This is a genomic window from Nocardioides sp. P5_E3, from assembly GCF_054049275.1.
The window spans coordinates 8,812-29,114 of record NZ_JBFUMR010000017.1; the positions used below are offsets into that span (position 1 = coordinate 8,812).

The 20,303-nt window shown below is 65.4% G+C and carries 14 protein-coding genes; 5 read left to right on the forward strand and 9 right to left on the reverse strand.

Annotation, left to right across the window (positions count from 1 at the left end; all coding sequences use genetic code 11):
* Positions 1-542 precede the first annotated feature (542 nt).
* Genes ACXJKB_RS12335 through ACXJKB_RS12345 form a run of 3 tightly spaced genes read right to left on the reverse strand, consistent with a single transcriptional unit; the run spans position 543 to position 8,628 of the window.
* Entirely contained in the window at positions 543-5,531 is a 4,989-nt protein-coding gene (locus ACXJKB_RS12335) for an FtsK/SpoIIIE domain-containing protein (RefSeq protein WP_457188723.1), read from the reverse strand.
* Positions 5,528-6,877, reverse strand: a complete 1,350-nt coding sequence (locus tag ACXJKB_RS12340; RefSeq protein ID WP_457188724.1) for a hypothetical protein — start codon at positions 6,875-6,877, stop codon at positions 5,528-5,530. Before ACXJKB_RS12340 ends, ACXJKB_RS12335 begins: the two co-directional genes overlap by 4 nt.
* On the reverse strand, positions 6,877-8,628 hold the full coding sequence (locus tag ACXJKB_RS12345; RefSeq protein WP_457188725.1) for a hypothetical protein: 1,752 nt from the start codon (positions 8,626-8,628) through the stop codon (positions 6,877-6,879). The genes ACXJKB_RS12340 and ACXJKB_RS12345 overlap by 1 nt, the downstream gene beginning before the upstream one ends.
* 200 nt (positions 8,629-8,828) lie before the next feature.
* Here ACXJKB_RS12345 and ACXJKB_RS12350 point away from each other — a divergent pair, with 200 nt between their 5' ends.
* Positions 8,829-9,953, forward strand: coding sequence for a DNA cytosine methyltransferase (locus ACXJKB_RS12350; RefSeq protein WP_457188727.1), 1,125 nt, complete (start codon positions 8,829-8,831; stop codon positions 9,951-9,953).
* A gap of 147 nt (positions 9,954-10,100) precedes the next feature.
* The gene (locus ACXJKB_RS12355) at positions 10,101-10,550 is read left to right on the forward strand and encodes a very short patch repair endonuclease (RefSeq protein ID WP_457188729.1); all 450 of its coding nucleotides are present in this window, start codon (positions 10,101-10,103) and stop codon (positions 10,548-10,550) included.
* Between the two features lie 348 nt (positions 10,551-10,898).
* On the opposite strand, the gene ACXJKB_RS12360 is transcribed toward ACXJKB_RS12355, so the two are convergent.
* A complete protein-coding gene (locus tag ACXJKB_RS12360; protein WP_457188731.1) occupies positions 10,899-13,793 on the reverse strand; it encodes a vitamin B12-dependent ribonucleotide reductase in 2,895 nt (964 codons plus the stop codon).
* Between the two features lie 104 nt (positions 13,794-13,897).
* The gene (gene nrdR, locus ACXJKB_RS12365) at positions 13,898-14,374 is read right to left on the reverse strand and encodes a transcriptional regulator NrdR (protein ID WP_457188733.1); all 477 of its coding nucleotides are present in this window, start codon (positions 14,372-14,374) and stop codon (positions 13,898-13,900) included.
* A gap of 336 nt (positions 14,375-14,710) precedes the next feature.
* Here nrdR and ACXJKB_RS12370 point away from each other — a divergent pair, with 336 nt between their 5' ends.
* Positions 14,711-15,046, forward strand: a complete 336-nt coding sequence (locus ACXJKB_RS12370) for a hypothetical protein (protein WP_457188735.1) — start codon at positions 14,711-14,713, stop codon at positions 15,044-15,046.
* 54 nt (positions 15,047-15,100) lie between these two features.
* On the opposite strand, the gene ACXJKB_RS12375 is transcribed toward ACXJKB_RS12370, so the two are convergent.
* The 4 genes from ACXJKB_RS12375 to ACXJKB_RS12390 all read right to left on the reverse strand — a co-directional run bounded on the left by ACXJKB_RS12375 (position 15,101) and on the right by ACXJKB_RS12390 (position 18,177).
* Complete coding sequence (locus ACXJKB_RS12375; RefSeq protein WP_457188737.1) at positions 15,101-15,877, reverse strand: hypothetical protein; 777 nt, start codon at positions 15,875-15,877, stop codon at positions 15,101-15,103.
* Positions 15,877-16,389, reverse strand: coding sequence for a hypothetical protein (locus tag ACXJKB_RS12380; RefSeq protein WP_457188738.1), 513 nt, complete (start codon positions 16,387-16,389; stop codon positions 15,877-15,879). The genes ACXJKB_RS12375 and ACXJKB_RS12380 overlap by 1 nt, the downstream gene beginning before the upstream one ends.
* 442 nt (positions 16,390-16,831) lie before the next feature.
* Positions 16,832-17,182 (reverse strand): LysM peptidoglycan-binding domain-containing protein, encoded by a 351-nt coding sequence (locus ACXJKB_RS12385; RefSeq protein WP_191193191.1) that lies wholly within the window; start codon positions 17,180-17,182, stop codon positions 16,832-16,834.
* Positions 17,183-17,370: 188 nt separating this feature from the next.
* On the reverse strand, positions 17,371-18,177 hold the full coding sequence (locus ACXJKB_RS12390) for an SDR family NAD(P)-dependent oxidoreductase (protein ID WP_457188741.1): 807 nt from the start codon (positions 18,175-18,177) through the stop codon (positions 17,371-17,373).
* A 128-nt stretch (positions 18,178-18,305) separates the two neighbouring features.
* On the opposite strand from ACXJKB_RS12390, the gene lexA reads away from it, so the two are divergent.
* Together lexA and ACXJKB_RS12400 are read left to right on the forward strand one after the other, a co-directional pair.
* Positions 18,306-19,028, forward strand: a complete 723-nt coding sequence (gene lexA / locus ACXJKB_RS12395; protein WP_457188743.1) for a transcriptional repressor LexA — start codon at positions 18,306-18,308, stop codon at positions 19,026-19,028.
* A 47-nt stretch (positions 19,029-19,075) separates the two neighbouring features.
* Positions 19,076-20,293, forward strand: coding sequence for an NAD(P)/FAD-dependent oxidoreductase (locus tag ACXJKB_RS12400; RefSeq protein WP_457188745.1), 1,218 nt, complete (start codon positions 19,076-19,078; stop codon positions 20,291-20,293).
* Positions 20,294-20,303 lie beyond the last annotated feature (10 nt).

Sequence of the window (20,303 nt, forward strand, 5' to 3'; positions counted from 1 at the left end):
CCAAAGGAACCAGCTCCCGGCCCGACGGGCGGTACGCGCGGAACGGCAGCTTGAGCCGGTCGGACACGCAGATGGCAGAGAGGTGCGCGCAGGTCTTGTCGTATGCCCGGACGAGGCCGTCCGGTAAGCGACCGGCATCAGCATCACTGAGTGACCAGTGTCAAGGTTCGCGAGGTCCTACGGTGTCGCGGGTAGTCGGCGCTATTCGATGCGGCGCGTCAGGCGCGAACTTAACCGCCTATAGCGAGGCCGTCATAGAAGTGCGTCGATCTTGGAGGCACGGACGCCAGCCCCCGCTCTCCGATGAGACGGGGCGCTTGAGCTTCTCTGCTGCTGCGGTCGGGGCCGTCTCTGCCTTGTAACCCTGGGCCACAGATCCTGGGCGTGCATCTTGAGATCTGCACTCGACCACCCAGGTCTCGACCTCGACCGTCAAAATCCTCGATCCAATGCGCCGACAACGGCGACGAACCCGGTCGCCCAAATTCCGGGAACGTCTTAACGGGTAAGGCACGCCAGCGGGTCGCAGCTGACCCGCGAGGCTAGACCGGCGTTGAGTCACGCCCGCTCTCCGACCAAGCGACCTGTAGCCGTCGAGTGCCGCGCGCGGTTCGGAGGAACGCATCGCCCTGTCCTGCCAGCGCCTCAGCCCCGCCCTCATCCATGATGATCCGGCTGTCGGTCGCGGTCTTCACTCGCAGCGCCAGTTGAGCGGGAAGGTTGGATCGAATAGTCGTCGACACGACGTCTGCACTCGGGCGCTGCGTCGCAGCGATGATATGAATGCCCGCCGCGCGGGCCTTCGCGGCGAGGCGCTTGAGAAGCCCCTCGATAGTCGCCTTGTCCGAAGGATCGCTCGTTAGATCTGCGTACTCATCGAGCACGATCACGATCCAGGGACGGCGGAGTTCCGAATCGACCGAGGCGTTGTAGTCGATCAGGCTCCGAGCTCGAACCGGGCGCATCGCCTGGTACCGACTTTCCATCTCGTCGACCGCCGACTCCAGGATGTCGATGGCGTCTTGGGGGTAGACCCCAATGTCTCCATCGAGGTGGGCATCGCCCTCAAAGTCCAACAACTCCGTCCCCTTCGGATCCACGAGGCGAAGACGGACGGAATCGTCTGGGTACCGGCAGAGGCCTCGCAATACGGTCTCAAGAGCGACGGACTTGCCACTTCCAGTGGTGCCAGCGACCAGGAGGTGCGGCGAGTCGGGAGACGAGAACTCAATGGACACCGTCTCGCCTGCGATGTCTGTCCCGATGGGCACGACCAGCCGATTCGGCTCTAGAGGGTTGCCCTCCCAGAGGCTTGACGCCGTGATTGAGTACCGCTCCTCCGGAGACTTCGGGACCTCAAAGACGATGTTGCCTCGATCGAGTGACGTTCGGATGCTCAGCCCCGTGGGCAACTGCAACGCCAGGGCGATCTCATTCACGCGGTTGACGACACGGTCGACGGTAACACCCGTCTTCGGAGCGACTCGAAGCACATAGAAGCCAGGTCCCTCGATCCAGGGTTCACTTGCCGCAGGAACTACGCCGACATTGTGCTGATCGAGTACATCAAGGAGCCGCTCATAGCGTGCTCTGAGCAGGTCATCTCCAAGACCAGTGGGCTGGACATCGTTCGCACCATTTGAAGTCCGTTGATCGTGAACCGGGCGATCGTCGGGGCGCGGCGGTTCGCTGACATCACTGACCGAACGCGGCTCCACATCGGCTGGCGGGAGCTGGTTCATTCTGGCGGTCGACGACTCTCGTGATGCGGCGGACTCGGCCGAATAAAGGGGGAGGGCTGCAGGATCGCGCTCGTCCACAATGCTGCTGATGATCTCCATCAGCTCTGGGCGGTGCAGCCGTACCAGGCGATGCGCTCCGAACGCGGCTTCTGATGGGGCGGGACCCTCTGCCGATGCTGCAATGGCCACGGCCACGCCATCGACGTCACCCAGCATCACGTCGCCAGCTCGCACCGCACTCAAGATCGTCTCCTCAAGTGACTGCCTGCCAAGGTCCCGGACGGCTCGGGCTGGGAGTTCTGATGCCGCAAGGCGGATCGCGCTGGTCCGATCTATTGCTGCGGCGAGCTCCTGAAGCCAAAAGTCCCGGTCGTCGGACTGGGTGTCACCCGACGCGAAGGCCGAACGACACAACGCAAGAGTCCTATCGAGTTGCTGTTCAGCGGCTCCGACATCGAAATTTTGTCGGAACTTGGACTCGACGACAAGCACGTCAAGCCTAACGGTGTCATCAGGCTGAACGGTGAATACGAATCTGCCCAGATCGGCCCGGGTCCGTTGGACTCGTCCAAACCAATCCTGGAGCTCGTCGAAGCTCAGCCACACAGCCAGACTCGGCACGTCGCTTGCGATAGGAAAGCGTTGCTCGATAGCGAAGCGACTTGCAACCACGCCGACGATCTCGTTGGCTGCGCTTCCAAGCCCAAGGGCTCGAAGCACCGCTCCCGGAACGACATTGCGGCCCACGTCATAGAGTCTTTGGGCTACGTCCGTTGCCTCGGTCGCTTCGACGACTCCCATTTCGATGAGCTTGCGACTCAATCTGCTCGCCACGAACCGGCGGCCTGTGCCCGAGCTGACGATCAGGGTGTAGGCCTCGTTCTTGCCAACCCCCGGGCGCACCATGATGACGTCCGGCTTCTCTTCCAATGCGTCGATCTGGTCGCGGCCAATGAACGCATCCAGGGTCACCACCCAATGCGCGGCGCCGTGAAGATCCACGAAGAGCTTCTGACGCTGGTCGAATCGAACCTGCATCTCGAAGTAGTCGATGTTCGATTCTTGCTGCGGCGCAACAGCGGAGTGCGCGTCGTGCCTAACACAGAGTGTCGACCACGTCTCAAGGAGCGGGTCGCGTTGGGCGGGAAGCATCGCGCGCACGACGTTTTGGCTGGACTCCTGCAGGTCATGCGTCGAGCGGTGGAGCCAAGGGTTGAAGGCACCGGCCAGGCCTGCATTCGCATCTCGCGTCTTCGCGTTCAGCGTGGTTCGCGTGCCAAATAGGGCTGGCGCAAGCGCGAGATCGATGCGATCCACGTAGCTGCTGAGATCGACGTTCGAGTCTGCGCTCCAGTGGTGAAGCACCAACTGGACGTCGGGAAACAAGCGCCCGCTCGGCATCTCGTCATCGCCGAACTCGCGATCAAATGCCTGAACAACGTCGTGGTGATTGGTTCTATCAGTCAGCACCACGAGCTCAAGCCGAACACCCGGAAGTCGGCTGCGCAGGCGTCTGGTCAGCCTCACGGGCAGTTGGGTGGTTCCGTCCCGGTCCAGCAGCAGCAGAACGAGTCCATCCCGCTTGTGCGGATACGTGTCGACGTAGGAGGTGACCACCTTGACCAGTTCCTCCACGGCTGCATCATCGACAGCGGCCAACCAGTCGCGGCCGTGCGCGGCTCGTCCCTTGATCGGCGTGTACTCCTCGTGGAAGGCGGACTCGCGGACCGCGATTGCGACAGTCTCGTCCTCGCCCACTACGAGCGGTGGCGTGCCGTGCGGCGAGATTCTCTGAAGCCACTCAAAGAAGAGCTCGGGGTTCTCGTCGTTGAGACTCAAACCACCGGAGAGAGCACGGCTGAGCAGTTCCGTCATTCTCTTGAGGTGACGACTCAGCCATCGCAGGCGCAACGGATGTGTTCCAAGCATTACCAGTCGATCGCCACTCAGCTGCACGACATCGGAAAGAACGACGTCAGCCAAGTCCGCGTTCGGCGAGTTCATGGGTACGAGTGCACTGCGAGCTTCGCTAATCACCGGCTCCCACGCTGCTACGTACTCATCCAGCACATCGCCATCGACGCCAGCTTGCCAGTGGTTGAGGTGCTCAGCTCGAAGATTGGCGAGCTTCGTTGCGTATGTACCGAGCGATCTCGCCTCGTCGGATCGTTCGGCATCCCAGTCACGCGGCAGTTGGAAGCGCTCGAAGAACTCGTCAAAACCGAGCTGGTGTCTCTGGCCCGGCGAGACCTGAACGCCGCTCAACAGTGCTCCCATGCCGATCAGGCCCGGGGTGCCGAGTGGTTCCCACCGAAACCGGCGCTTGCCCGCGCTCTCCATCGAGACCGCAAGGCGCAGGGGGCCCCACGCCTCTGCGACGTCGAAGTCGTCTTCAGATCCGTCGCTCTCCGGACGGCTGATGCCGACAAGATCCGCTGCAACTGCGAGCCGCAGGCGCGAATCCTCACTCAACTCTCGCACGCGCGACAGCGTTCGGCCGTACAACATCGCGAAGAGCCAGCGGGACCACGCGGCAGACTCCTCGACGCCCTCCAGTCTAAGTTCGACGACGTGCTCGCCGCCGTCGTCAAGCACGTGTATCTCATGAAGCAGTGCTCGCAAGGGGTCGGCCGCAAGTTGAGCATCAGGAAAGGCGACCTTCTGGATCCGACGCCGAAGCCCCGGCGCGATCACGTCGATTAGAGCGGTAGCTCCGCCGAGGGGCTCAGTTCGGATCAATCGCTCAGCGGCCACCTGGTCGCTGTCGTTCAGACCTGGCTCAACTTCGAGCTCATCGTACTCGGAGATCCGACCTGGGTCTCGTGTCTCAAGGTCAGCACGGACCCGAGCTCCAAGACCAGCCTGCTCGGCGGCTGTTCTCTCGAACAGCAATAGCCAGAGTTGCAGCTCCACAATGCCCCTTGCGGCGGGGCCACCGGGCAGCACCTTCCGCAATCGCTCTCGAGCCTCGTCGACTGCAAGACCTAAACGTGAAAGGAGTTCCGCCGGTAGTTCAACTCCCTCAATGCGTTCCTGCAGATCATCGTCGGTGATCGGCGCGCCACTGGGCTGCTTGAGCCCGCTGACGTTCACGTTCTTCGTTAGGCGCGCCCGCGCAGCTGCCCCGCTCTCAAACAGCAGCGAATCAGGGAAGAGGCCGAGGGCGCCCAGGCTAGCCCCGGTAGCTCTGTTTACTTCGTCCGGTGTCCGGAGATCGGCGGCGTTGATTTTGGTGCAGGTCCGCTGAACGAAGTCGGCCCACCGTCTCAGCGAGAGAAGCCCCGTAGGTTCAACGGCGTCGCGCACCTCCCGCAGCACCGTGGTCAGGCGAGAGGGCGGTTCGCCATCGCCTCCACTCGCCACCCACGCCGTTCTCGTCACATCGGACAAGACGTGGTCGACATCCTCAGATTCAGTTGAGTTTAGTAGGCCGTAATCATCCAGGCTCGTGATTGCCGCGAGCCCCTGCTGGTCGCTCTGCACATCCCAATCGAAGAGAACTATCGCCGGAACATCACGGTTCCGCCAAAAGGTAAGTGTCTCGTTTCCCGCCAGCAGCACCGCGTGTGGCAATCCATCGATAGGCCCGCGAGCACCAACCTTGATCACCAACCCCGAACTCGCGGCTGACTCGGAGGCGATCAGCCAAGTCACTGCCGCTACGACTTCGTCGTGGGAGAATCCTGCAACGCGAAGGGCCGGCCGGGGACCRCCGCGGCCGGCCGATAGCATCCGCTGTGCCGCCATCCCGACGACCGTCCCAACAAGCTCGTGGATCGACGTCGTCATCGCTGGTCTCCGTGGACGATGCTTGTGGCATCTGAGTAGTGAGTGAGCATCCCGATGGCGCTCAATCTCGTCTTGAATGCCTCGGCGTTTGCCGCGAAAACAGCGGCATCGATGTCAACGGTGTAGCCCGCAGCCGCCGCAGTGCGATCGTCTACTATCAACCCGAGCTCATCATGAAGGCGCCGACAGAACGCTTCGAACTCCTCCTCATGCCCTCCGGGAAGTAGCGCACTCACCACCGCCTCAAGCAGTGGGGCTTTGAACGTGAAATGCCGACGGCCGACCGTCGAATTGAGCGCGCCAACGGCCGCTAATGTCTCAGAAAAGAACGCACGTGGAGATCGAGTGAAGTTCGCGTTCGCGACCGTGTATTTCGACCAACGCTCCGCGGCCTGGAGGTCCTGGGTTGCGATTGCCTCGGCGTGCCTTTCCTGTGCCCGCGCAACCAACGCCCCAGCGATTTGGCCCCGAAACTCGTCGAGCAACTCCTGAGAGCCCCGCCGCACGGGGTTCGCGTCACGCGTGAAGTCGACCAAAATCGCCTCGCGGTCGAGGCCGGCGGTGGCACGTGCAAGGTGAAGGGCATGCCGCGCAAGACAATACGGAGTCCAATGCATGACGGCTTCGATCCGTTTGGCCTTCGGCAGGTCACGACGACTGACAATCGCGTGGATGCCTCGTCTGAGAAGTTCGGGCCAAGGACTGACCGCTCCGAATGCTTCAATCTCGCCCTCAGACTCATCGACGAACGGAGTGGCGGCTGCAGCGTCGTGTGACTGAAGCGCGGATGCGATACGGCCGAGTGAGGTTCCACTGTCGCCGACAAGGTCCGCCAAGAAGTCCTGCGTGGCAGCGCGGCGCATCTCCTCCGGGTCGGTACGGAGCACGTGATACGCCCATCCACCGCCACCGCGGAATACGTACTGCTCGATCGCAGGCTGACCTCTTCGTTCCACGGCATCGTAATGGACCAACTCGCCAATGAATGGGTAGAGATGCGACGCGAACCAGCGAGGCGCCTTCCGGCGCCCTGGTATCTCGACCCGAAGGGACGACAGCAACGCCTCAAGTGTCTGGAGTGCACGATCGCCGTAAACAGCAAGCTCAAGAACATTGGCCGCGATGGAATCCCCGGCCGCGATTCTACGCGCCAAGTCATGCGAGGCCCGCTCATACCTGATGGGTGTGGTTGCTGGGCTGAGTAGGTCCGACGGTGTCAGCGCAAACACTCCTCGTGAGATTGCGAGAAGCTCGAGCGACACGTAGAACCCGCGGCCTTGCTCTTGGAGATTGACACCGAAAACGTCCTTCACGAGCTGGGCGCCGCCGCGGTCATGAGCAGGCATCAGGCGCCTCCCGACCGGATTCGCTCGCCGACATCGATCATCAGTGACCGGCGCTCTCCGTTCACGAGGACTTCGATGTCTTCGTCAGGCGACTCACCTCGCGCCAGTCCCGCGAGTATGCGGGTGAGGCTCCGCATCTCGGCCTCATATTGCCCCCGCGTGGTAAGGCCGGCCGCCCATCGCTGCAGTAGCTCAAACCGCATCAGGTCAAGCGGGATCGTGACGACCCCTGTCGAACCCGCGACGCGGACATAGATCTCGCGGCTTGACCAGTCAACGGCAGCTGGCAGCGTCGGCGGCTCAACGTTCACTTGTTCCCAATGGTCAACTTGGGACATCACCTCTACGTTGCGCCCCTGAACGCGCGTAGCTATGACGGCAGCGCGGTTGCGATGTGAGAAGAACGCGGGATCAAGGACCAAGAAGTCCGGCGGCTCGCCGAGGCGTCGAACGCCCTGCACGGCCTCAAGGCCGCGTAGCAACTTGTCTCGCACCTCGACCGGGACTCTCGTCCCTTCTGCCACATCTGTAAATTCCGTCCCGGCCGCAAGTCCCATGCGGCGAAGACGGGCAGTGTCCACGTCAAAGTAGTCGACTCGACGCAGAAACGTCATTAGTGCCCGCATGACTTCCGAATCGCGCTGCGCTTCCCGTCTTGAACGAGCAGCACGTTCGCTGCTCAACGCCGGCGGTGAGAACCGGGACTTGACGAGATCGGGGTCAAGTACGTCATCGACCTGTCTGAGCGAGACCATGCCTGGATCGAGCTTCCGCAGGGCTTCGAATGCGCTTACCTGCCTTCGTTTGGCGGGAAGGATTCGATCGGCGAAGATCGCCTGGTGGTAGAGGTACTGATACTGCCAACCGGTGCCTGCGCGATCACGGCTATACCTGCGGTGAACGTCCTCGCAAACGAGACCGCCGGTCAGCGCGAATGCCACCACAGCAAGGGCTTGGCGCGTTGTGATTACCGCGCCCATCCGCTCAGCAGTAGCGAACAGAGCTCGGATTCCTCGGCGCCTTGGCGCGCCCTTCTCGCTGTCTCCAAGACTGCGGAAGTTGTCGAAGATCGGGCAGATGGCCTGGGCGTCGCATTTCTGGCACGAGCGCCACCGACGGCCGTCCACCCACGCACTCGTCGCCCAATCGATAAGGCCGTCTCTCCCGTCCGGCGCGGTGGATTGGAAGTTCATGTTGATGACCTGCACACCGAGATCGGGGCCAGCGACAACGCCGCGAGTGATTCCGCTCTCCAAAGTGTCGATCACGACGCGTGAGTTCCCGGTGGGATCGGCGCCGACCGAACTCCGCAGGTGTCCCTCGTTCGCACACACAATCGCTACAGCGTTATCTGCTGGATACACGAGGTCAGCCAAAAGTTTGCCTGCGTCCTTGGGCGACAACTCGCTCAGGTCCGTGAGGAGTCGCAACTCTCGGCCGCTCCGTGTCGTGGCGATCGGCTCAGTGGCGGTGCCGAGTTCCCGGATCATCGTCAATGCTTGTTGCGGCTCATGTCCAAGCCGTTCGAGCAGACGTGCACACAAGCTTGTCTTGCCATGGCCGGCATCGCCCGTGAGCACGACAAGGCGAACGGTCGACTGCTCAATCAGGTCCGCTAAGAACTGGAGCGTCGCAGTCTCAAAATGTGGTTCGTTCGGGTCAGTGTGCTCGTAAACGAGTTCGGCACTGTCGGTCTGGAAGGGTTGGAAGCGACGCAGACGTGCAACGTGCTGATTGATCTCGAGTGCCATTTCGGCAGCGCCCTCCCAAGTTGGCTTGAAGACCCCATGAATCTACCGGGATGGTTGAGTCGCCGTAACCAAGTCAGCCGAACCGGTGCCCGGTAGTGACGAGGCCGTCCACAACAGCCCAGGACGGGCGGCCCCAGCCCCCTCCCCTCAAGTAGAGTGCGCAACGACAGTTGACGCAGATACAGCCGAAGGTAGTGCACGTGGCCACGCATCCACTTAGAGGGCGCTCACGTCCGCGGTTCGAGATCGGCGAGAGTCGCATCGGCCTGGTCGACCTCTTCGCCGGTTGCGGTGGCCTCACGCTTGGCGTAGCACAGGCCGCCATCCAGCGTGGCCTAGCGACCGACGTCAGGCTCGCAGTCGACTTCGAGGAGGCACCCCTTAGGGTGCTTGAGCAGAACTTTCCAGCGGCCAAGACCAATGTCGCCGCGGTCGAGTCCTTCTTCGACGGTGACCTCGGCCAGGGATTGACCCGCACCGAGCGGCAGACGAAGGCAGCCGCAGGTCCAGTGGAGATACTGGTCGGCGGCCCGCCTTGCCAAGGTCATAGCAATTTGAACAACCACACGCGACGGGCGGACCCGAAGAATCGGCTCTATCTGCGCATGGCCCGCGCAGCAGAGGTTCTCCAGCCGACAGTGGTGCTGATTGAGAACGTCCCGGCCGTCTTGAATGACTCAGAACAGGTTGCTGCGACAGCGGCGTCCCACCTGCGCGAACTGGGATACATAGTCGCCGACAGTGTCGTTGAGCTCGTTCGTATCGGAGTTGCGCAGCGCCGGAAACGGCACATTCTCATCGCGGTCAGGCGGGACGTTGTTACCGACGAATTTGAAGTCGAGTCGGTGCTGAGGGTCCCAACGACTCGCCCGCGGACGCTTCGATGGGCAATCGGTGACCTGGCGCGGGCCGCACGGACCTCTTGGATCGACCAGCCGTCGACTCCTAGCGCTCAGAATCGTGGGCGGATGGAGTGGCTGCTCGCGAACGATGCCCACGATCTTCCGAACGTCCTGAGGCCCCCCTGCCATCAGGGCCAGCACTCGTACGTATCGATGTATGGCCGCCTTCACTGGGATGAGCCTGCTCAAACAATCACCAGTGGATTCGGCAGCATGGGGCAAGGGCGGTTCATGCATCCCGCCGAGGCACGGACCCTAACGCCCCACGAAGCGGCGCGCTTGCAGGGCTTTCCGGACTACTTTGCCTTCGACGGTGCCGTCACGCGTACCGAGCTTGCCACGATCATCGGCAACGCCGTTCCCCCGCAGTTGGCTGAGGCAGTGATCGGCCGCCTGATCGACAACGGCATCCTGGGCAACTAGCGCCAACGGCATCTATCCGACCGATTCAAGGCGTGCGCGGCGCACTTGAGTCCTTATGCATCCCTTACAGGACGACAGTCGAGTTGCGACGCATTGGTCCCGAAGGAGGATGATGCAGCCGTGGCGGGGTCGACGTACCTTGGGCAGGTGTCAACCAAGGACAGTAGGCGAACTCCTCCGACGGATGAGGTGCGTCGCAGGATGAGCGCACAACCGCGCGCCGACACGGCCCCCGAGGTGGCCCTCCGTCGAGAACTGCATCGCCGGGGCCTGCGGTTCCGGGTAGGCATAAAGGTCCCCGGCAACGCGCGGCGAACGATCGACATCGCCTTCCCTGGGAGGCGGATCGCTATCTTTGTGGACGGCTGCTTCTGGCACCGTTGTCCGGTCCACTCAGTTCCTGCCAAGACAAACGCCGGATGGTGGTCCGAGAAACTTGCGGCGAACGTCGCCCGTGATGCCCACACGAATACCACCCTCGAGGCACTGTCCTGGCGCGTGGTGCGGGTGTGGGAGCACGAGGACCCGATCGAGATCGCAGACTCGATCGAGCTGCTCGTGCGAGAGGCCAGTCTCGCACCAGCCGAAGATCAGTGAGCTAACGCCCAACGTGAGGCGGCACCGCGAGACGTCGGCGCAAGCTGTCCTTGGTTCCGGAGATGTTGCGCTGCCCACCTGAGGTCGTACTGCCATGTGTAGAAGAGGTCTTCGCTCCCACGGAGTTCCATCTCGTAGTCCTGCCAAACCTGCCGCGCAACCTCAACCACCGTCCCTGATCCGCCGAGTTGGTGCAGGGCGTCCAAAACGAGCTTTGGCAGATCTTGTTTCGTGAGCATGAGCAGAGCTCATCACGACATTCCAAGTCTCCGCAGCGAATTCCGATGGAGCGGCATAGACGTCGAGGGCGGACCGCGTCCCGCGGCCCGCCCTCGACGTACTCGGTGATCAGCTACAGCCGCTGGTAGACCCGCAGCCCTCGCACACGTAGCACGAGCCAGCCGGCCGCATCTTCGTGCCGCAGGTCATGCAGAGCGGCGAGTCGACGGCGGTGCCGGTGAGCTTCTCGAAGAGCTCGGCGGTGGTCTTCGCCTCGCCGGTGGACACCCGGGCCGGGACCTCGCGGGCCTCGGAGCCGTGGGTGTCCTTGGTCTCGACGTCCGCGACCTCGACGACCTCGGCGGATGCCGGGGCGGTGGGCTCGACGAGCTCGGCAGCCGAGCCGGTCTCCTCCACGAGCGGCTCGTAGGAGCCGGTCTCGAGGTGGCGCTGGCGCTCCTCGGCGGAGTAGATGCCGAGCATCGAGCGGTCCTCGAAGGTCAGGTAGTCCAGGGCCAGGCGGCGGAAGATGTAGTCCATGATCGACTGCGACATCCGCACGTCGGGGTCGTCGGTGAGGCCGGCGGGCTCGAAGCGCAGGTTGGTGAACTTCGAGACGTAGGTCTCCAGCGGGACGCCGTACTGCAGGCCGATCGACACGGCGATCGAGAAGGCGTCCATCACGCCGGCGAGGGTCGAGCCCTGCTTGCCGAGCTTGAGGAAGACCTCGCCGAGCTGGCCGTCGTCGTGGGCGCCGGAGGTCATGTAGCCCTCGGCACCGCCGACGGTGAACGACGTCGTACGGGAGACGCGCGACTTCGGCAGGCGCTTGCGGACCGGGGCGTAGACGACCTTCTCCACGACCTTGGTCTCGACCGCGGCCGAGGCGGCAGCCTTGTCGGCCTCGTCCTTCTTGGCCTTGCCGCCGCCGTCGGACAGCGGCTGGCCGACCTTGCAGTTGTCGCGGTAGACCGCGGTCGCCTTGAGGCCGAGCTTCCAGGACTGCAGGTAGACGTCCTCGATCTCCTCGACCGTGGCGTCCTCGGGCAGGTTGACCGTCTTGGAGATCGCGCCGGAGAGGAACGGCTGCGCGGCCGCCATCATCCGCACGTGGCCCATCGGCTTGAGCGAGCGGGCGCCCATCGCGGTGTCGAAGATCTCGTAGTGCTCGGTCTTGAGGCCCGGGGCGTCGACCACGTGGCCGTGCTCGGAGATGTAGGCGACGATCGCCTCGATCTGCTCGGGCTGGTAGCCCATCTTCTTCAGCGCGCGCGGGATCGTCTGGTTGACGATCTGCATCGAGCCGCCGCCGACGAGCTTCTTGAACTTCACCAGCGAGAAGTCGGGCTCGATGCCGGTGGTGTCGCAGTCCATCATGAAGCCGATGGTGCCGGTGGGCGCGAGGACCGAGGCCTGCGCGTTGCGGAAGCCGTTCTTCTCGCCGGTCTTGATCACGTCGGCCCAGGCCTTGGAGGCCAGCTTGTGCACGCGGCCGTCCTCGGTGTGCAGCACGCGGACGACGTCGTTGGCCGCCTGGTGCTTGCGCATCACGCGCTTGTGGGCGTCGGCGTTGCGGGCGTAGCCGGCGTAGGGGCCGACGATCCCGGCGAGCTCGGCGCTGCGCTTGTAGGACGTACCGGTCATGAGCGACGTGAGCGCGGCAGCCATCGAGCGGCCACCCTCGGAGTCGTAGCCCAAGCCCATCGCCATCAGCAGCGCGCCGAGGTTGGCGTAGCCGATGCCGAGCTGGCGGTAGTCGACGGTGGTCTTGCCGATCGCCTCGGTCGGGAAGTCGGCGAAGCAGATCGAGATGTCCATCGCGGTGATGATGAACTCGACGGCCTTCGCGAAGAGCGCGGCGTCGAAGGTGTCGTCGTCCTTGAGGAACTTCAGCAGGTTGAGCGACGCCAGGTTGCACGAGGAGTTGTCGAGCGACATGTACTCCGAGCACGGGTTGGACGCGGTGATGCGGCCGGTCTCGGGGTTGGTGTGCCAGTCGTTGATCGTGTCGTCGTACTGCAGGCCCGGGTCGGCGCACTCCCACGCGGCGGTGCTGATCTTGCGGAACAGGTCGCGGGCGTCGACGGTCTCGATGACCTCGCCGGTGCCGCGCGAGCGCAGGCCGAACTCGGTGCCGTCCTCGACCGCACGCATGAACTCGTCGCTGACGCGGACCGAGTTGTTGGCGTTCTGGTACTGGACGGAGGTGATGTCGGCGCCGCCGAGGTCCATGTCGAAGCCGGCGTCGCGGAGGGCGCGGATCTTGTCCTCCTCGCGCGCCTTCGTCATCACGAACTCCTCGATGTCCGGGTGGTCGACGTCGAGGACGACCATCTTGGCCGCACGACGCGTGGCGCCGCCCGACTTGATGGTGCCCGCGGACGCGTCGGCACCGCGCATGAAGGAGACGGGACCCGAGGCCGTACCGCCGGAGGAGAGGAGCTCCTTGGAGGAGCGGATGCGGGAGAGGTTGAGGCCGGCGCCGGAGCCGCCCTTGAAGATGAAGCCCTCCTCCTTGTACCAGTTGAGGATCGAGTCCATCGAGTCGTCGACGCTCAGGATGAAGCAGGCCGAGACCTGCTGCGGCGACGGGGTGCCGACGTTGAACCACACCGGGGAGTTGAAGGAGAAGTACTGGTTGACCAGCAGCCAGGTCAGCTCGTGCTCGAAGACCTCGGCGTCAGCGTCACCGGCGAAGTAGCCGTTGTCGATGCCGGCCTTGGTGTAGGTCTTCACGACCCGGTCGATGAGCTGCTTGAGGCTCCACTCGCGTACGTCGGTGCCGACCGCGCCGCGGAAGTACTTGGTGGTGACGATGGTGGAGGCGTTGACCGACCAGAAGTCGGGGAACTCCACGCCGCGCTGCTCGAAGACGGTCTCGCCGGTCTTCCAGTTCTGCTGGACGACGTCGCGACGCTCCCACGTGATGGCGTCGTAGGGGTGGGTGCCCTCGGTGCTGAAGACGCGCTCCAGCTTCAGGCCCTTGCCCCTCGCCTTGGCGCGGGTGCTCACCGTCTCGGTCATGCCATCTCCTGTGGTGGTGGTTGGTTCAACATCGCGAGTCTTCTCGCGGGTGCTTGGTGAGCCCGGCAGACCGCTTCCCCACGGTCTGCCGGGCCGTATGTGGGTCAGCCCGTCTGGACGGGCTGAACAGTGGCGGCTCGTTCGAGCCGCAGCATCTTGATCTCGGCGTCGAAGTCGTCAGCCGACTCGAACGCGCGGTAGACGCTCGCGAACCGGAGGTAGGCCACCTCGTCGAGCGCGCGCAGCGGGGCCAGGATCGCGAGCCCGACCTCGTTGGCGTCGAACTCGGCCTGGCCGCTGAGCCGCAGGGCGTCCTCGACGTCCTGGCCGAGGCACGCGAGCTGGGCGTCGGTGACCGGGCGGCCCTTGCAGGCCTTGCGGACGCCGGCGATCGCCTTGTCGCGGTTGAACGGCTCGGTGGCGCCGGAGCGCTTGAGCACCGTGAGCTGCATCTTCTCGACCGTGGTGAAGCGGCGGTCGCAGGCAGCGCACGTACGGCGCCGACGGATCGAACCGCCGTCGTCGGCGACCCGGGAGTCGAGGACCTTGGTGTCCTCGTTCTTGCAGTTGGGACAGTGCATGGCGGTCCTCCTCTCGGGCGCGCTTCACACACCCGTACAACAGGGTGTGGGTTGGGGATGTTCCTGTGGACAACTAGCCTGTAGCTGTGGGATTCGCCCTCTGGCCTGTGCACCAGATGTGGATAACTACAGCGGTGTAACTACTAGATGTAGTGGTAACCGTACGCCCCGACCACTAGGTCTGACAAGCGAACGGAAGAGATCCCTCGAGGTTTTTGCCGGGTCCCCCAAAACCGCAGGTCAGTGCCGTTTCACCAGCTTCGGGACGGCGTGTCGACAGCTTCTCTTGGCCGGTTCGACTGCCCCACTCAGGCCACATCGGCCACAATGATCTCCGTGTCCACGGGGAAGAGAGCAGGGTCGCGCCGGGCGGCTCCGTCGCCTCGTAAGTTCAACAAGGCTGCCCTCGCCCTCGGCGCGGCGATCACGCTCTGCATGGTCGCCTGGGGCTACCTCGTCTACGCCGCCATCGACTTCGGTACGGCGGCGCGCAGCGGGTCCGGCGGGTCGGCCTGGAGCTTCATGGCGCTGGCCTGCCTCGGCGCGATCGCCTGCCTCTTCGCGGGCCTGCTGCTCGTCGCCCGCCTGATGCGGGCGCTGGGAATCTCCCAACCCCCGCCCTCGGACGACGCTCCCCCGCGCCCCGTCGGCGGGAAGCGCGCCGCTCGCTGATCGCGGAGCCTCAGTGTCACCTGGTGACTCTGGCGCTCCGCGTTGTCGCCCGGGTTACTCGAGGACCAGCTGCGGCAGCGCCTCGACGATCTCGAGGTCCTGCCCGGCACCCTCGACCGTCAGGGTGTCCGGGATCGACGTCCACTCCCCCTGCCCGATCCGGTACTCACCCGCATACGTCGTGTCGACCCGTACGACGACGCCACCGGTCCGCGCGTAGGCGTGGGTGATCTCGAGATCGGGGTGCGGGCTGCCGGGGCTGGCGGTCGTCGTGCTGTCGCCGTCGCCGAACAGGTAGGCGTACGAGACGGGGACGGCTCGGATCACCACCGGCTGTCCGGCGACGGTGACGGACTGGTCGATCGACCGGTGGTCGGGTGTGTAGAAGTTGGTCTCGAAGTTCACCAGGGTGCGCCCACCGCGCGGTTGCACCACGAGCTTGGACGACGGCCAGGCGATCCGCTTGAACTGCCGGATGATCAGCTTCGCCAGGTCGACCTGCTGGACCGCGTCCTGCGGCACGCAGACGTCACCCACGTCGGTCCCGTCCATGTAGACGTCGTGGACGTAGCCCTCCTGGCCGCCTTCGGTGCACTCGACGTGCTCGACGCAGATGCCGCCGTTGCCGCACTGGATCGTGACGACCCAGGTGTGCTCGTCCTGCGACCCGGATGCATCCGTGTACTCGGCATACGTCCAGGCACAGTCCGATGCGATCGCTTGCCACGTGACCTGAACGCACGAAGGGTCCGCCGCGGAGGCACCTGCCGGCGCGGGCGCCACCCCCAGCACGGAGCATGCAATGGCGACGATCACCGCCAGCGCTCTCATCAGATCACCGAATAGTTGGCCATCATGAACGAGCTGGCGTCGCGCTTCAGGATCATTCGATACCGCTGCGTGGCCGCCGGAAAGACTTGCGGGGCGTCGCCAGGAACCTCGATCCGGAGCTTGGTCGCCTTCACGTCGACGACGAACGTGGGGGGCTTGGCCGCGTCTTCCTCGACGGCAAGGACTTCGGACCCCCCGAATGCCACCTTGCCGCCTTGGTCATAGACGTCCGAGACCTGGTCGGCGTAGGTCGCGCACGCTTGGCATCCCTTCGACAAGCGCATAAAAGCGGCCGTCTCCCCAGTGCGTGCCATTTCATCGGCCGCCTCCTGCCACCGCCGGATGAAGTCCTCCGGACTCTCCGCCTGCGGCGTCTCCGACTCGGTGGGAGTCGGCGTCGGCGACGAGCTCGTGGTCTCCGGGATCTTCGGCTCCGGCTCGGGGTCGTCGGAGCACCCGGCCAGCAGGACGGGGACCGCGAGGGTCAGCGCGAGTGCGCGGCGTACGTGCATGAGGTGCCTCCCGAGAACAACGTCAGCACGCTGAAACTACCCATCCGGGCGACCGCGGAACCAGCCCGACGGCAAAACTGTGGAGAACGGCCGATGGTGGCGGCAGATGGCATGAATCCAATCGCCGCCGGTGCGATGTGCCGCCACCACACGAGCTGGGCGGCGGATGGTGGCGGCAGATGGCATGAATCCGACCGCCATCGGCGCGATGTGCCGCCACCCCGGCGAGCGGCAGCGCACGAGCGTGCGATGTGCCGCCACCCTCCCGAGCGCCACCCCGACGACCACACCGGGCACCTGGATCTCGTGACGGTCGCTGCGCGACCTCCTCGATCGACGAGGTGGTCGGAAATGCGCCGAGGGGCGGGCCACTGGGCCCGCCCCTCGGTCTTCCCCTTGGTTCCACCAGCCGGGGTCGAAGCGGCTGATGGAGGCCTCTGCGTCAGTCGGAGACGACTGGGACGCGGAGCTTCTGGCCGGCCGCGAGGCCGGCGGACTCGAGGGCGTTGAGCCGCTCGATCTCGCTCATCATGGAGCGGACGTCGCCGTCGGTGGCGATCTCGCTGGCGATCCCCCACAGGGTGTCGCCCGGCGCGACCTGGACGATCTCGGTCGGGGCCGGCTGGCCGGCCTCGCCGGTGCCGACCGCGCCGCCGGCGAGCATGAACGCCACGCCGAGGACGAGGAACAGCGACGTCAGGAAGACCGCCAGCCGGCCGCGACGGGTCAGACGAACCGTCGAGCGGGCACGCGGGATGGCGGTGAAAGCAGGTGCAAGGCTGAGGGTGCTCATGGTGGCCTCCTGGGGAAGATCAGCCGGTCGTGTTCTGTCGAGCGAATGTCTAGTCGGACCCACCGACAGTGGCTGTGACCACCGGGTGTCGATCAGACGTTCGATCGAACGTGTGTACGACGTTAGAGCACGTGTTCGAACAGTTCAAGCACCTTGTCGAACAAATGTTCGGCGTGTTCGAACGGACCTCAGCGGCGCCTCATCGCCCGCCGACCCTGGGCCGCGAAGAGCCCGGCCGCGTGCTGCATCAGCCCGGGCGCGAGCGCCGAGCCGCGGACGACTCCCCCGCGCCAGCCCGGCACGGCCCGCACGACGCGTCGGGATCCGATCAGCGCGACAGCCGCAGCAGCGACGTCGGAGACGTCGAGGATCGGGCCACCCGAGTGGACCAGCTGCGACCCGAGGCCCGCCGGGTCCTGGGCGGCGAGCATCGCCGTGTCGACCCCGTCGGGGCACAGGGCGTGGACCCCCACCCCGCGCGGCGCCTCGGCGTTGACGGAGGTGGAGAGGGAGACGACGGCGGCCTTCGTGGCGGCGTACATGCTGTAGCCCGGAACCGGCCCGAGGCCGGCGAGCGAGGCGATGTTGACGACGTCGCCGCCTGCCGAGCCGAACGCCGCGAGCGCCGCGCGGGTGCCCCACGTCGTACCGAGCAGGTTGACCTCGACGAGCCGGCGCACCTGTTCCTCCGACAGATCGACGAGGGAGCCGTCGTCACCGACCCCCGCGTTGTTGAACCACGCGGTCAGCACGCCGTGTCGCGCGGCCTCCTCCGCCACGAGGCGGTGGGCGTCAGGATCGCGTACGTCCTGGGCGAGGCCGGCGACGGCGCCGATCTCCGCCGCCGTCGCGGCCGCCGCCCAGCCGTCGACGTCGCCGATGACGACGTGGTGCCCGCGAGCGACCAGGAGCTCCGCGATCCCGCGCCCGATCCCACGGGCTCCACCCGTCACGACGCAGGAGGACGGCGGGCCGGTCAGCTGGCTGGTCGACATGCCCGGACACTAGCGACACGCGGCTTCGAACAGGTGTTTGATCCTGCGGCGTTCCGAGGTCTACGGTGGGCGCACCTGATCCTCCCTGTCCAGCCGCGGACGGAGGGGTCGACGCTAGTGGAGGACGCATGGCCAAGCAGGACGACAAGAACGTCATCGAGATGCCCGACGGCCCCCCGGACGCCACCGGTCTGACCCCGCGCCAGCAGCGGGTGCTCGCCACGATCAAGGACTCGATCGAGACCAAGGGCTACCCGCCCTCGATGCGTGAGATCGGCCAGGCCGTCGGCCTCACCTCGTCGTCCAGCGTCGCCCACCAGCTCCGCGTGCTCGAGGGCAAGGGCTTCCTCAAGCGCGACCCCAACCGCCCGCGCGCCCTCGAGGTGTTCCTGCCCGAGGTGATGGCTGCGCGGCGCAGCATGTCGAGCTCGGAGGAGCCGTCGTACGACGAGACCGGCATCGGCGACGCCAACCCCGTCGCCACCAACGTCCCGGTCGTCGGCCGCATCGCCGCCGGTGGCCCGATCCTCGCCGAGGAGCAGGTCACCGACGTGTTCCCGCTGCCCAAGCAGCTCGTCGGCGAGGGCACCCTCTTCCTCCTCGAGGTCTCCGGTGACTCGATGGTCGACGCGGCGATCTGCAACGGCGACTACGTCGTCATCCGTCAGGAGCAGACCGCCACCAACGGCCAGATCGTCGCGGCGATGATCGAGGGCGAGGCGACCGTCAAGACGTTCCAGCGCAAGGACGGCCACGTGTGGCTGCTCCCCCACAACGACGCCTACGACCCGATCCCGGGCGACAACGCGACGATCCTCGGTGTCGTGACGGCGGTGCTCCGCAGCCTCTGATCGACCGGCGAGGGACACCCCGACCAGCGAGGGTGCACGATGGCGGCATGAGCAACGTGGAGCAGTCCTATGACTACGTCATCGTCGGTGCGGGGGTCGCTGCGGCGAGCGCCGTGAAGGGCATCCGTTCGCAGGACGGGGCCGGGCGCATCGCGGTCCTGGGCTCCGAGCCCGACAAGCCGGTCTACCGGCCCGTCCTGACCAAGGACCTCTGGCTCAAGGACGACGAGACCCTCGAGGGATCCTCCCTCGCCGGCGACCTCGACGAGGACGACGCTGTCGACCTGGTCACCGACACCACGGTGACCGGGATCGACCCCGGCGCCCACGTCGTACGCCTCGCCGACGGCAGCAGCGTCGGCTACGGCAAGCTGCTGCTCGCCACCGGCGCCGAGCCCCGCGTGCTCTCCGTCGACCCCGGCCCGCGGGTCATCTACTACCGCACCGCCGCCGACTACCAGCGGCTGCGCGCCGTCGCGACCGAGGGCAGCCACGTCGCGGTCATCGGCGGTGGCTACATCGGCTCGGAGATCACCTCCGCCCTCGTGCAGAACGGTGTCCAGGTCACCCTCGTGCTGGACCTCGAGGACGTGCAGGAGCAGATGTTCCCCCGCGCCCTCGCCGCCACCCTGACCAAGGCCTTTGCCGACCGCGGCGTGACCGTCGTGCACGGCTCGGTCGAGGGTGGCGAGGAGGACGACGGCGGCGTCCGGATCCGCCTCGGCGACGGCACCTCCATCACCGCCGACGCAGCCGTCATCGGCGTCGGCGTCCTCCCGCGCACCGGGCTCGCCGAGGCCGCCGGCCTCGAGGTCGACAACGGCGTCGTCGTGGACGAGCACCTGCGCACGAGCGACGCGGACGTGTACGCCGCGGGCGACGTCGCGTCCTACCCCGACGCCCTCCTCGGGCGCCGTCGCGTCGAGCACGTCGACCACGCCGAGAAGTCGGGCGAGCACGCCGGCAAGGTGATGGCCGGCGCCGACGAGACGTACGACTACACGCCCTTCTTCTGGTCCGACATCCTCGACTACGGCTACGAGGCGGTCGGCGAGACCAGCAGCCGGCTCGACATGGTGGAGGACTGGAAGGACGGCGAGGTCGGCACCGGCGTCGTCTACTACCTGAAGTCGGGGCAGGTCCGCGGCGTGCTGCTGTGGAACGTGTGGGACAGCGTCGACAAGGCACGCGCGCTGATCGAGGAGACCACCGAGACCCCCGTGCCCGACCCGGAGTCGTTGCGGGGGCGCATCCCGTTCGGGTGAGTGGGAGGGC

What these genes read in the sequence shown, in the direction of transcription:
- ACXJKB_RS12340 (WP_457188724.1), bottom strand. Translation starts at nt 6,877, where the DNA reads ATGCCTGCTCATGACCGCGGCGGCGCCCAGCTCGTGAAGGACGTTTTC.
- ACXJKB_RS12345 (WP_457188725.1), bottom strand. Translation starts at nt 8,628, where the DNA reads ATGGCACTCGAGATCAATCAGCACGTTGCACGTCTGCGTCGCTTCCAA.
- ACXJKB_RS12360 (WP_457188731.1), bottom strand. Translation starts at nt 13,793, where the DNA reads ATGACCGAGACGGTGAGCACCCGCGCCAAGGCGAGGGGCAAGGGCCTG.
- nrdR (WP_457188733.1), bottom strand. Translation starts at nt 14,374, where the DNA reads ATGCACTGTCCCAACTGCAAGAACGAGGACACCAAGGTCCTCGACTCC.
- ACXJKB_RS12375 (WP_457188737.1), bottom strand. Translation starts at nt 15,877, where the DNA reads ATGAGAGCGCTGGCGGTGATCGTCGCCATTGCATGCTCCGTGCTGGGG.
- ACXJKB_RS12380 (WP_457188738.1), bottom strand. Translation starts at nt 16,389, where the DNA reads ATGCACGTACGCCGCGCACTCGCGCTGACCCTCGCGGTCCCCGTCCTG.
- ACXJKB_RS12385 (WP_191193191.1), bottom strand. Translation starts at nt 17,182, where the DNA reads ATGAGCACCCTCAGCCTTGCACCTGCTTTCACCGCCATCCCGCGTGCC.
- ACXJKB_RS12390 (WP_457188741.1), bottom strand. Translation starts at nt 18,177, where the DNA reads ATGTCGACCAGCCAGCTGACCGGCCCGCCGTCCTCCTGCGTCGTGACG.
- lexA (WP_457188743.1), top strand. Translation starts at nt 18,306, where the DNA reads ATGGCCAAGCAGGACGACAAGAACGTCATCGAGATGCCCGACGGCCCC.
- ACXJKB_RS12400 (WP_457188745.1), top strand. Translation starts at nt 19,076, where the DNA reads ATGAGCAACGTGGAGCAGTCCTATGACTACGTCATCGTCGGTGCGGGG.